We start from the raw sequence: 11,969 nt of genomic DNA, 5'->3' as shown, positions 1-11,969 counted from the left end.
TTTGCTCGCGCGCGGCGAATCCCCGTTCGATGTCTGGAAGCTCACGCTCGTGGGGTGACGCGCACTATCGTCACAAAGTATAGTGACGAAGGGTCAAAACCCCCAGTAGGCACCTTTTAGTTGAATAGTCACCATTTGGTTACCATGAGCAAACCCGAACCTTTCGTCTTCGAGGAAACCTGCGTGCCGCGTCGCGTGCTGGAGCTCTTCAGCGTGAAGTGGACGAGCATGGTGCTCTACGCCTTGCAGTGCGGCACGACGCGTACCGGTGAGTTGCAACGCCGGTTGCCCGGGATCTCCAAGAAGATGCTTACGCAAACGTTGCGCGAGCTTGAGCGTGACGGGCTGATCCACCGCGAGGTCTACGCGGTCGTGCCGCCCAAGGTCGAATACTCGCTCACCCCGCTCGGCGAGTTGTTCATCGAGCCGATCGAGATGCTGTACCGATGGGGCAATCAGCACGCCGATGTGCTCGCGCAGCTGAGTTTGCGTCGCGGCAAACCGTCGCAAGACAGCGCGGGCGGTGCCGATACCAGCGATGTCGACAACGCCCAGGTTCCGCACGCCGCCTGACGTTTGCCCGGGTGGCGGCCGCCGCCACCGGATTCGCGCGTACCGCGTTCCACCCTGTGGTCTGGGCGTTCGTATCCGAAAACCTCGCTCCCCGTGAGGTTGCCCAATTCATATTTATCTGAGACAGTGGTTATGTTGCAGCGCAAACTGCGTACCTGCTGCAACCGTACTCTCGTAACGACCCCCGCGGCCCGCGCTTACCTGCGTGACGCCGCATCGCCGAGGGATCATGCCACGCTCGCCATCCACCCAACGGGCGCAATCGACGCAATCGACCAGACCGACTAAGTCGATGCATCGGCCCGCACGCGCCGGCAGCACTGCCAGCGCCGTCGGCCGCGCCAAAACCGCCCGCGCCACTCGCGCGTCGACCCGCGCCAGCGCGACCGGTCGCACTACGCTCCCCGTCGACCTCGCGCTGCAAGGCGGCGGCGCGCACGGTGCGTTCACGTGGGGCGTGCTGGACCGACTGCTTGAAGCGATCTCCCACGACACCGCCAACGCGCCCTTCCACATCGAAGGCATCTCCGGCACGTCCGCCGGGGCCATGAACGCGGCCGTACTCGCTACCGGCTACGCCCGCGGCGGCCCCGACGCCGCGCGCGGCGCGCTCGAACAGTTCTGGCGAGACGTGGCTCACGCCGGGCGGTTCAGTCCCTTGCGACGCACCCCGCTCGACATCGTGCTTGGCCGCTGGTCGCTCGATAACTCACCGTTCTTCATGTTTTTCGATCTGGCGGCACGCGTCGTGTCGCCCTATGATCTGGCCCCGCTCGAATTCAATCCGCTGCGTCGTTTGCTGGCCGATCACATCGATTTCGACGGCATTTCCAGCGCCTCCGACGACTCTCCCATCCAGCTCTTCATTACCGCAACGAACGTGCATACGGGACGCGGCCGCGTGTTCCGCAACGCGGAGATCACGCCGGATGTCCTGCTCGCGTCGGCCTGCCTGCCCATGCTCTACCGCGCCATCGACATCGACGGCGAACCCTATTGGGACGGTGGCTACGCAGGCAATCCGTCGATCACGCCGCTGGTGCGCGAGACCGCGTCGTGCGACACCATCCTCGTGCAGGTGAACCCGGTCGAGCGCAACGAAGTGCCGCGCTCGGCGCGAGAGATTCTGAACCGCGTCAACGAAGTCTCGTTCAACGCCACGCTGCTCAAGGAATTGCGGATGATCGCGGTACTGCGTCAGGTGGTGGACGCCGGCAGCGACGAAGGCCGGCGTTGGGCGCAAATGCGGATGCACCGGATCGCGAGCGACTTGATGACGACGCTCGGCTACTCGTCCAAGCTCTCGGCCGAATGGGACTTCCTCGTGATGTTGCGCGACGAGGGGCGCCGCTGTGCGGACGCTTTCCTCCACGCCCACGGCGCCGACCTCGGCCATCGCTCCTCGCTTGACCTCGACCCGTTGCAGGAGGCGCCCTGAATGGAGCTCGCCGGCATTCTGATCGGGCTCGCACTTCTCGTCTGGCTGGCCTATCGCGGGTGGAGCGTGCTGTTGCTCGCCCCTGCCGCGGCCATGCTCGCGGCCGCGCTCTCGGGCGAGCCGATGCTCGCGCACTGGACCCAGACGTTCATGCAGAACGCCGCGCGGTTCGTCGCTCAGTTCTTCCCTTTGTTCCTGCTCGGTGCGTTGTTCGGCAAGTTGATGGAAGACAGTGGTGCAGTCCGGTCCATCGCCGCATTCCTGACCGACAAGCTCGGTGCGCGGCGCGCCATGTTCGCCGTGGTGCTTGGCGGTACGCTCGTCACGTACGGGGGCGTCAGCCTTTTCGTGGCGTTCTTCGTACTCGCACCGATGGCGCACGCGCTCTTTCGCGAAGCGAACATCCCGGTACGATTGATGCCCGCCGCCATCGCCCTGGGAACGTCGACCTTCACGATGTCCGCCATGCCGGGTACGCCCGCCATTCAGAACGCCATCCCGATGCCCTTCTTCGGCACCACGCCGTTCGCCGCGCCGGGTTTGGGATTGATGGCGTCGGCGATCATGCTGGGCACAGGTCTGTGGTGGCTGTCGTGGCGCGAGGCACAGGCGCGTCACGCCGGGCACGGTTACGCCGAGCAGGAAGTCTGGGACAAGGCGCCCGACCCGACGGTCGTGCGCGAACGCGCCAGTGTCGCGCGCGAGTTCGATCCGGCGGAGATCGAACAAGGCCATCGCAACGACGTGTTGCCCGGCATCGTCACCGCCGCCCTGCCGCTGCTCGTCGTGATCGCGGGCAATTTCGTGATGAACGTGATCGTTTTTCCACGGCTGGACGCCAGCTTCCTCGCGCAGCCGGAATGGGGCGGCATCACGTTGCAGAGCGTGGCGGGCGTATGGGGCGTTTGCGTGGCGCTGGCAAGCGCCATTCTCGTACTCGTAGCGCTGCAATGGCGGCGTCTGCCCGCGCTTCGCAAGACCATGGACGCTGGCGCCAACGCGTCCGTGTTGCCGATCATGTGTACGGCAAGTCTCGTCGGTTATGGCGGGGTGATCGCCGCGCTGCCGGGCTTCGAAGTGGTGCGCGACTGGGTACTCTCCATCGACGGCGGGCCGCTCGTCTCGCTCGCACTCTCCGCGAATTTGCTGGCCGCCATCACCGGCTCGGCCTCGGGCGGGCTAACCATTGCGCTGGACGCGCTCGGGCCCGCCTACGTCAGCCTCGCCGCACAACACGGCATCGATCCCGCGCTCATGCACCGCGTGGCGGTCATCGCCTCGGGCACGCTCGATAGCCTGCCGCACAACGGCGCGGTCGTCACCTTGCTGGCCGTGTGCGGCAGTACGCACCGCGAGAGCTATCTCGACATCGTCATGACGAGCATCGTAAGCGCGCTGATCGCCCTCGTTGCAGTGATCGTCGTGGGCTCGCTGCTGGGGACGTTCTGAGCGCGGCGGTACGCCGCGTCCGGCCCGCTCAGCGATCCAGCAAACGGCCGAGCCGCATCATCGTTACGTTCACGCCCAGATGACGCATCGAAGGCTGCACGATCACGCAGTTGTCGTACGGCGTGACGATTACCTCGTCGCCATCGCGCGCGATCTCGGTGCCGGCCTTCTCGATGACTTCCAGGCCGGTGAAGGGCTGCGAGAAGCGGAAGTCCATCGAGCGCGCCACGACCGGCTGCGTGATTTCGACGAATTTCTGGCGCACCGGCGTCTGCGTGAGGAACGCAGCGACAGCTGCCTCGGTCACGACCCCCGCATGCAGCAGGAAGCGAGCCGTACTGTCGAGCGCTACGTCACGCGCACTTGCGGCAAAGTGCTGTCCCGTTTCGATGAGCAGCGCATTCCTCGGACTGGCCGGATCGCCGAAGCCGCCGTAATCGCGCAGGCGTGTGCCGTTGGCATGGCCCTTGTCGATGATGACGTGTTCCGGCGTTCCCAGTTCGGCTGCCAGTGCAATCGCCTTTTCGAGCGGCCCGGTCATCATCAGCGGCGCCGACGCTTCGTGCATCGAGTGAATATCGAGCAGTAGATCTACCGTATCGATGAACGGGCGCATGACGCGCGCACGCGTGAGTTCGCGGCTCTGGCGGTCGCCGTCGAGCGTCGACACCGTCCACACGCGGTTCATGTCTTCGTCGAGAAAGCGCGTGGCGTCGGCATTCTGCGCGCTGAACGCCTCGTACGCCCCGACGTTGCCGAAACCGAGCGACAGGCGTCCGGACACGGGCCGCAGCCCCGAAGACAACAGCGCATCGACCGCGATGGCGCCGCTCACTTCGTTGCCGTGAGTGAGCGCGAGAATCATCACGTGCTTGCCGGGCTTGCCGCTATCGAACGTGTGCAGATAGTCGACGCCCGTATTGCCTTCGCGCCAGCGGGTGATATCGGGAAACGAGACTTCGATGGGGTACGCCGGCAAGGCGGCGCGGATCGCTTCGAGCGTGGTCATGGATAAGGCTCCGCAGAGATGCCGCAGGAAAAAAGAGACGACGTCGCGCAAGGGGAAATGCGGACGTCGTCGTTGCGGCTCGAATCAGTGCATGGGGGTTGGGAACGGGCGGCCTTCCAGCCGTCATCAGGCCGTCATCAGGCCTTCGTGGCGCGCGGCGTGCCGTGCGTAGTGCCGGCCGGGCCGGGAGTGCCGGTAACGCCAGCGATCTTGCCGGCCCGCACGCGGCGGGCGAGCGCCGTCACGGCGGCGATACTGAGCACGGCCGTCGCCATCACGTAGAAGCTCGGTGCGAGCTTGTTCTGCGTGTCGTCGATCAGCCAGGTCACGATCAGCGGGGCGAAGCCGCCGAAGAGCGTCACCGAGAAGTTGTAGGACAGCGCCAGCCCCGTGCCGCGCTTGCTCGTCGGGAAGATGTCGGCCAGCAGCGCGGGCAGGGGTGCCAGGCTCACGGCGATGAGCAGACCCACGAGCGCCTGCACCATCAGCAACGTCTGGAATGTCGGATGGCGGTTGAGCAGCACGAACAGGGGATACGTCGTCACGCCCACGGCGACGAGCGCCCACAGCATCACGCGAATACGGCCGAAGCGATCGGACAGATGGCCCACGACCGGCGCGGCGATCATGAGCATCATGCCGGTCACGACGGCGCCGATGAACGACGACGTCGCCGGGATATGCAGTTGCTTGACGGCGTACGTCGGCATGTAGAGCTTGTGAACGTAGTTGAATGCCGTGGCAGCGGCCACGACGCCTGCGCCGAGCAACATGTTGACGCGGTCGCGCCCGAAGACTTCGCGCAGCGGCGACTTCTCGCGCTGTTTTTCGCCGAGCTTCTTGAAGTCGGCGGTTTCGTCGATATTGCGGCGAATGTACAGGCCGACCGGACCGATGAGCAGGCCCACCGCGAAGGCGACACGCCAGCCCCACGCGCTCAGTTGATCGGCGGTGAGCAACAGGCTCAGCAGCGCCGAGACACCTGCGGCGAGCACCGTCGCCAGGCCTTGCGTGGACATCTGCCAGCTGGCGAAGAAGCCGCGACGCTTGGCGTCGGCGTGCTCGACCATGAATGCCGTGGCGGCGCCGAACTCGCCGCCGGTCGAAAAGCCTTGCAGCATACGCGCGACGATGATCATCAGCGGCGACAGAATGCCGATCTGTTCGTAGGTCGGAGCAAACGCGATCATGGCCGTACCGACCATCATCAAGCCAATCGACACGGTGAGCGATGCCTTACGGCCGGCACGGTCGGCGTAGCTGCCGAGAATGATCGAGCCGAGCGGGCGCGTGACGAACGAAATGCCGAACGTGCCCACGGAGAGCAGCAGCGACGTGGTGGCGTCGTGCGCGGGAAAGAACAACTGACCGATGACGATGGCGAAGTAGCCATAGATCAGCAGATCGTAGAATTCGAGTGCGTTGCCGATACTCGCGGCGCAGATTTCCCGCCACGGGTTGTGGGGCTTGGTGTTACCGGTCATTCCGTGCTCCTCTAGATCGCTGGCGTTGAAAGTCGATGTATGGACGTCCCGCAAACGCCAGGGCGGCGCGCCGGGACCATCTGCCAGTCTCAGGAAGCGGAGTGTAGGCGGCGGAAAATGCCGCTTCGTGCCGATTCGGCACGTGCAGGTGCTGATTGGGGCGGCACTCGTGTCTCGAACCACGCCACCGGTTGCTCGCCTATTACGTCATCGATATCTTGCACTTTATCCCGTCGGATATATATGGCCTGTTCTTCCGCGATCAGGTGATGGCATGCGCTCGATCAGAGGGATTGACTTCGCGCCGGACCTTTTCCCGGGTTATTTCGCCAAAGCAGACTTCGGCATCGGATATATCGCCGCCCAATCCCGCTTCATGCTGACGACGACCCATCCACGTTCAACGGCTTCGTTCCACGCCTTGTCGAGGCGTGCCAACGACGATTTCCGGTCGTAAGCGAATTCACGCTCGGCGTCGTCGTGATGAACGAGAAGTGCGAGGCTCGGCCCGGGTCCGGTGGCTGTGTATTCAAGCATTTCCCGATCGCCGTCGGAATTACCGAACGCGAGGATGGGCCTCCGGCCGATTGCACGGAAAATTCCAACCGGCTTGCCCGCGCCGTCGTCGACAAAATCAAAACCGGGGTGGCGCACCAGCACGCCCTTCCCATTGCGCATCTCGTACGTTAGCTTTTCCTGAGTCCCGACGACTCGATCCGGCGGAATTCCGTAAGCCTCGGTGACCCACGTGCGCATGAATTCCGCAGTACCGCCAGAGACAATCCATACCTGAAATCCATTTGCCCGTAGTAAATCAAGCAGTTCAAGTTGCGGCTGATACACAAGCTCCGTATACGGCCGGTGAAGCGTTGGATGTGTCGCGCTGGTCAGCCACGAGCGAATCGATTGATCGTATTCATCCGTCGTCATTGAACTATTTGCAACAGAGAGCATTTGCAGCAGTTCTTTTCTGTGCTCTGACAGCGCCGAAACGTCGTGGGCCATTAACGCCCTGAACGCCGAACTGCGTTGCCACTCGGGATGCGCCGGGGCGGCCGCTTTCAATCGATCGATCATGAACAGCAACTGGAACGGGGCAGGTTGTTCGCTCCAGAGCGTCCCGTCGTTATCGAATACGGCAATCCGGGCTTCGGGCGGTACAAACGTTGCAGAACCCTCGCGCGTGACGTTCGCGATGAACGTCAGAATCGCATGGCGCGCGCTGCCGTCCCGCCACGACGGCAACACTGAGGCCGAGGACCCTGTAGCGTACGCCGCGGGCGTATTACGGCTCGCATCGGGCACTGGCGCCGTCGTCTGGTTGGCACACGCCGCCATCATCGCGACTATCCAGGCGCCGATAATCCATCGTGTCAACAGATGATGCAGACGCCGGGGCGCGCTGCCGTTCGTTTCAAATTGCATGGTTTCCCTCGCCAACTCAGACCACAATGAGCCGCTGCATGCACTGGTCCCGAACGATCGGGGGTTTTCGATGGTTCAGGGCATGTAACGTCGGAAGCGTTCAGGTATGCCCAGTGTAGTTATTCATGAAGATGTCGTAGCTCCCATATGATTTCCCGCATTTTCCTCACGGACGAGAAGCCGGCGCCATAGGGATTTAGGGCAAGCCAATTCCCCTGCGGGGCAATATTTCCGGCCTATGAAGCCAAATGGGAAACAGGCTCCCGGACAATCGCTTGTTGCCTCACGTATCAATATCGGCGAGGGATGACTGGAATCCCGGCTTTACGAAGTCACCGAAGGATGCTATCAATTGAAAACGCTCGGACAACTGGGATATTTCTGCGCGAATTCATCTAGAAATACAAATACTCAATTAACGTGTATGCCTAAGTAATTTTTATTACTTCACAAGAATTATTCCTACACAGAAATACCGCAATTTCGGGGGAAATTTAACTGTCCGGTGCCATGCGGAGAAGCTATGAACTTCAGCCGTGATTCGGTAGTGCATATCGTCGACGACGACGCTTCGGTCCCCACGTCGTTGACGGGATTGCCACGTGCCGGAAACACCGGTACGCGCGCCGGTGCCGAGTCTCGCCACGCCTTCGCAAATACGCTGTGAACGGTGCCTTCATGCGAGCGTTCCGAGTCGCCGTGTCGCTGGCGGTCGTCGTCACATGTGGCGTCGTCGCGCCTGACGCGCGGAGCGCCGAACCTCCGAAAGTGGTGCTTCTCACCGGTGGCGACCCCATGCAGGCTGCCGTATTGATGCAGACGCAGGCCATCCGCACCGTCTTGAACGCCGCGCTGCCGCTTGGCACCGAAACATTTCTCGACACGTTGGACGGGCTTCGATTTGGGGGCGACCTCCTTACCCCGGAGCTCTTCGCGTTGCTCAGGAAGAAATACGCGGGACAGCGTATCGACCTCGTGATTGCCATTGGCAACTACGCCGCGGAGTTCGCCCGTACGCACCACGAAGCCATCTGGCCCGGCACGCCGGTCATTGTGACAAGCGTGCCCGAAGCGTGGCTGCGCAAGACGAGTGCGTTCCCGCAGACGTTCGTGATGATCCCTTACCGAATCGAGGTCGGGAAGACACTTGCCATCATCGGTGCGCTACAGCCGAGCGCCACGCACCTGGTCGTAATCGGTGGCAGCGCCGAAATGGACAGGCGATTCTCCGACGAGATCGTCGAAGCGGCCGCGGTCAATGGGCGGAAATGGGCCGCCATCGAGCGATGGGAAGGCATGTCGGCACAGGAACTCCGAACGAGGCTCGCCCGGCTCGACAAGCACACAAGTGCCGTGCTTTATGGCACGCAGTATCGCGATAACGAGGGCCGGCGCTACTTCCCGTTCGAGTTGATCGACAAGATTGCAGGAGATGCACCTGTGCCTATATATGGCTGGTATGCCAACTACATCGAACACGGTGCCGCGGCGGGGGCCGTGTACGACCTTGCGGAGAACGGCCGCAACACGGGTGAGGTCGCCGCGAGAATGCTAATGGCAGACGCAGGCACCACGCGTCCCGATGTCGGAGCATCAACGCTGCCCATACTGCCTGCCCGGTGCGTGGCCAACATCGCGGTGCTGCGAAGGCTCGGCATCTCGGAAAGCGCGCTGGGTCCCGACTGTAAGTGGCTCAACGCCCCTCATTCGCCTTATCGGGAGTACTGGAAGGAAATCGCCGTGGTGATTTTCGTCATTGGTGCTCAGGCCATCACGATTCTGGCCATGCTCAATCAGCGCCGCGAGCGGCGCCGTGCCGAACTCGATGCCATGAAACGCGGCGCCGACCTCACCCGCGCGTCGCGCATTGCGACCGTGGGCGAGTTGAGCGCGTCCATCGCTCACGAAATCGGCCAGCCGCTTGGCGCGATTCTGAGCAACATCGACGCGGCGGACCTCATGATGCAGAGCGAAGGTCCGAACGCCTCCGAATTACGGGAGATTCTGACCGATGTCAGGCGCGACGCCCTTCGCACGCACGACGTGATTGTGCGTCTGCGCGCCTTGCTGCAAAAACAGGCGATCACCTTCACACCGGTCGCCTTCGATGCCGTGCTGGAGCGCGCGATATCACTTGTGCACCCGGAAGCACGACGCCGCGGCATCGTGCTTCGCACGGCCTTCGGCACACGCGATGCTCAGGTGCTCGCCGACCAGGTGCAGTTGCAGCAAATCTTACTGAACCTGTGCGTCAACGCCATGGATGCGATGGAGAACGCCGAGCAGCAGGACCGGGAACTATCCGTCACGACACGCCTCGTCGAGGACGCCGTCGAGCTTGTCGTCGCAGATCGCGGCGTTGGCATCGAAGACACGAACGTCGAGCGCCTGTTCGAAGCGTTCTACACGACCAAGGAACGCGGCACGGGACTTGGACTCTCGATCGTGCGCTCGATCGCCGATGCCCATAAAGGCAACATCTCTGCCCGCCCCCGCCCCGGCGGCGGGACCGAATTCACGCTCTGGTTGCCGCTCGCCTCGAGCGGTGCCGATCACACCCTTCGCCACACCGATGCGCCGGAAAACGTTTGATCTCGTCGCACGGCAAGCCCCGCCAGTCCCCGAACCCTCGGGCCGCGCACGTTTCAATAGGGCGGATTGACCACGATGAATTGGGTTCCCTGGGGTTGATACCACGTGTTGCCGCATTGCTGATAGATCATGCCGCGGTAGTTCACGGGCACGCAGTTCGCAGGGACCGAATGCACCACCGATCCCACGACGGCTGCCGTTACCCCTACGGCAGCCGTGACCGCCGCAGCCGTTGCGACCGGATGATAGTCGTCGTCCCAACCTCCGTGATAGTAGCCGCCGTGATTGTCGACATTCACGTTCACATTGCGGTTGACGTTGACGTTGTTCACGTTATTCACATTGTTCACGCTGGTGTTGCGCACGTTGCGCGTGCGGGCGTCGGGTTGCCGATTGCCGGCATTCTGGCGCTGAGCGGTGTGCTGACCGGCGTTACCGCCGCCGTGGCCGCGCGCATGCGCCCCGCGGCCATCACGGCCGGCGGCCTCCGATGGCGGCACCGGGGCAAGAAGGCACACCGTCGCCGTTGCGCTCACGCAAAACCGGATCAGGGGGGAGAGTCGTGTTTTCATGAGGTCACCCCTTGTTGGCTGGCAATTTGACGGCTTCGATCCGCTTCGCGCCCTCGGGCGGCCGGAAGTCGAAAGTCGACGGCTTGACGGAAAAGCCGGGTTGCCAGGACAATAGCGACACCGACTGCGGACGAGCGTCGTCGTCGGTGCGTGTCACCACGATCTTGCGTGGCAGGGGCTTGTCATCGCCAGTGATCCAGATCTGCCAGTCGATACCCGGCTGCCGGAATGCGTAGTGATCGCACAGATCGTTCCCGACATAATCCTGTCCCGCAAACATCGCCGAGTCGAATGTCTGATTCCGGGCCTCGGGGGTACCCCACATGAACAGGTCGGCGAGCGGAAGCTCCACGCCGTATCGCGCTCGCAGCGCCTCGACCAGCTGGCCGACCGTGCCCTCGAACGGTACAGAGGCGTAGTACTTCTGCTGCGGTGAGAACAGCGTTGCGACCTTTCCGTTGAAGAATATCTCGCGTTCCGTACGCGCACTCTTCATGACAGCGCGCAGTCGATTCGGTCGATCGATTTCGAGCGTAGCCCGCGCGTTGTGCTGGAGCTTTTGCCCGTCGGCCAGCACACGCTCGCCTGTCAGATCCGTCATCACGCGAAATCGCTGGAGCGATTGCAGATAGCTTCCCATCGTGTGCAGCGCCTGAACCGCATCGGGGTCGACGTTGCTTGCCGGCGAAGATGACGCACGCTCGGGCGTTCCCTGCTGCGCCCACCCCATCGTTGCGGTCGATGCCACACATGTCGTTAGCAGCACCGAAATTGCCAACACTTGTCGTCTCATTGTCATTCCTCGACTGGCAGCGATACTCGTGACGGAAAGGTGATGTGAAATGCCGTATGTCGATGCACCGGTGGGCGGTGAACGCATTGAAATCAATGTAGCGCGTGGAGCGGACAAAGCAAAGACGATTGCCCCAAATTGCCCGACGGGGAATCCGAATTGCCCCAAGTCCCGATGGCGTCCGTTCCGATTTGCGACGAACAATATCCTCATATGGATACGACCGCCTTATGACCACGTCAAGGAAGCTAATCGCGATTCTTGAGGACGACACCGGGATGCGTCGCGCGGTCGAGCGCCTGCTGAGAATCTCCGGGTACCGCACGCGCGCTTTCGCGAGTGCGGAGGACGAAGGGGTCGCCGAATGCCTGCGTACGGTCTATTGCATGGTCGTCGACGTGCAGCTTCCGGGACTTCGCGGCCCGGTGTTCTATCAGACCTTGCCGCACCCTCGCCCGCCGGCCGTATTCGTTACCGCATACGGCAACGAGGCTACGCGAAACGAGATCTGGTGTGCGGGCGGACGCGAATTACTGACCAAACCGTTCCTGGGAAGCGACCTGTTGTCGGCAATCGAGCGGGCCGCGCAGGAGCGAACATGATCGTTGCAGGCTGACCGGCATGCGCATGGATA

General features: G+C 62.7%; 11 protein-coding genes. 6 read left to right on the top strand and 5 right to left on the bottom strand.

Translation table 11 applies throughout. The annotated features are described in order from the left end of the window. Window positions 1–144: 144 nt before the first annotated feature. The 3 genes from AB870_RS03300 (at window position 145) to AB870_RS03290 (ending at window position 3,460) form a co-directional block, all read left to right on the top strand. Complete coding sequence (locus AB870_RS03300; protein ID WP_047906930.1) at window positions 145–573, top strand: winged helix-turn-helix transcriptional regulator; 429 nt, start codon at window positions 145–147, stop codon at window positions 571–573. A 418-nt stretch (window positions 574–991) separates the two neighbouring features. Further along, window positions 992–2,011, top strand: a complete 1,020-nt coding sequence (locus AB870_RS03295; protein WP_047908743.1) for a patatin-like phospholipase family protein — start codon at window positions 992–994, stop codon at window positions 2,009–2,011. After that, the gene (locus AB870_RS03290; protein ID WP_047906929.1) at window positions 2,012–3,460 is read left to right on the top strand and encodes a GntP family permease; all 1,449 of its coding nucleotides are present in this window, start codon (window positions 2,012–2,014) and stop codon (window positions 3,458–3,460) included. Window positions 3,461–3,488: 28 nt separating this feature from the next. On the opposite strand, the gene AB870_RS03285 is transcribed toward AB870_RS03290, so the two are convergent. The 3 genes from AB870_RS03285 to AB870_RS03275 all read right to left on the bottom strand — a co-directional run bounded on the left by AB870_RS03285 (window position 3,489) and on the right by AB870_RS03275 (window position 7,378). After that, window positions 3,489–4,469: a M14 family metallopeptidase gene (locus AB870_RS03285; protein WP_047906928.1), complete on the bottom strand. Its 981-nt coding sequence runs from the start codon at window positions 4,467–4,469 to the stop codon at window positions 3,489–3,491. Window positions 4,470–4,606: 137 nt separating this feature from the next. Next, window positions 4,607–5,953: an MFS transporter gene (locus tag AB870_RS03280; protein ID WP_047906927.1), complete on the bottom strand. Its 1,347-nt coding sequence runs from the start codon at window positions 5,951–5,953 to the stop codon at window positions 4,607–4,609. A 321-nt stretch (window positions 5,954–6,274) separates the two neighbouring features. Next, complete coding sequence (locus AB870_RS03275) at window positions 6,275–7,378, bottom strand: HAD family hydrolase (protein WP_047906926.1); 1,104 nt, start codon at window positions 7,376–7,378, stop codon at window positions 6,275–6,277. Window positions 7,379–7,901: 523 nt separating this feature from the next. Between AB870_RS03275 and AB870_RS26255 the strand changes: the two genes are divergently transcribed. Further along, complete coding sequence (locus AB870_RS26255) at window positions 7,902–8,045, top strand: hypothetical protein (RefSeq protein ID WP_157112215.1); 144 nt, start codon at window positions 7,902–7,904, stop codon at window positions 8,043–8,045. Window positions 8,046–8,056: 11 nt separating this feature from the next. Continuing rightward, entirely contained in the window at window positions 8,057–9,970 is a 1,914-nt protein-coding gene (locus AB870_RS03270; RefSeq protein WP_157112214.1) for a sensor histidine kinase, read from the top strand. Window positions 9,971–10,023: 53 nt separating this feature from the next. Here the strand turns inward: AB870_RS03270 and AB870_RS27025 are convergent, their stop codons facing one another. Continuing rightward, window positions 10,024–10,542 (bottom strand): hypothetical protein, encoded by a 519-nt coding sequence (locus AB870_RS27025; RefSeq protein ID WP_047906924.1) that lies wholly within the window; start codon window positions 10,540–10,542, stop codon window positions 10,024–10,026. Between the two features lie 4 nt (window positions 10,543–10,546). Next, entirely contained in the window at window positions 10,547–11,335 is a 789-nt protein-coding gene (locus AB870_RS03260; RefSeq protein WP_047908742.1) for a DUF2092 domain-containing protein, read from the bottom strand. A gap of 230 nt (window positions 11,336–11,565) precedes the next feature. On the opposite strand from AB870_RS03260, the gene AB870_RS03255 reads away from it, so the two are divergent. Beyond that, window positions 11,566–11,937 carry a response regulator gene (locus tag AB870_RS03255; protein WP_084663280.1) on the top strand — a complete coding sequence of 124 codons (372 nt, stop codon included), beginning with the start codon at window positions 11,566–11,568 and terminating at the stop codon, window positions 11,935–11,937. Window positions 11,938–11,969: the final 32 nt, after the last annotated feature.

The sequence above is a fragment of the Pandoraea faecigallinarum genome, assembly GCF_001029105.3.
Taxonomy (GTDB): domain Bacteria; phylum Pseudomonadota; class Gammaproteobacteria; order Burkholderiales; family Burkholderiaceae; genus Pandoraea; species Pandoraea faecigallinarum.
This window is presented reverse-complemented; position numbering and strand designations above follow the sequence as displayed.

Coding starts and splice junctions, on each gene's coding strand:
- AB870_RS03280 (WP_047906927.1), bottom strand. CDS start 5,953: ATGACCGGTAACACCAAGCCCCACAACCCGTGGCGGGAAATCTGCGCC.
- AB870_RS27025 (WP_047906924.1), bottom strand. CDS start 10,542: ATGAAAACACGACTCTCCCCCCTGATCCGGTTTTGCGTGAGCGCAACG.
- AB870_RS03275 (WP_047906926.1), bottom strand. CDS start 7,378: ATGCAATTTGAAACGAACGGCAGCGCGCCCCGGCGTCTGCATCATCTG.
- AB870_RS03260 (WP_047908742.1), bottom strand. CDS start 11,335: ATGAGACGACAAGTGTTGGCAATTTCGGTGCTGCTAACGACATGTGTG.
- AB870_RS03270 (WP_157112214.1), top strand. CDS start 8,057: ATGCGAGCGTTCCGAGTCGCCGTGTCGCTGGCGGTCGTCGTCACATGT.
- AB870_RS03290 (WP_047906929.1), top strand. CDS start 2,012: ATGGAGCTCGCCGGCATTCTGATCGGGCTCGCACTTCTCGTCTGGCTG.
- AB870_RS03300 (WP_047906930.1), top strand. CDS start 145: ATGAGCAAACCCGAACCTTTCGTCTTCGAGGAAACCTGCGTGCCGCGT.
- AB870_RS26255 (WP_157112215.1), top strand. CDS start 7,902: ATGAACTTCAGCCGTGATTCGGTAGTGCATATCGTCGACGACGACGCT.
- AB870_RS03285 (WP_047906928.1), bottom strand. CDS start 4,469: ATGACCACGCTCGAAGCGATCCGCGCCGCCTTGCCGGCGTACCCCATC.
- AB870_RS03255 (WP_084663280.1), top strand. CDS start 11,566: ATGACCACGTCAAGGAAGCTAATCGCGATTCTTGAGGACGACACCGGG.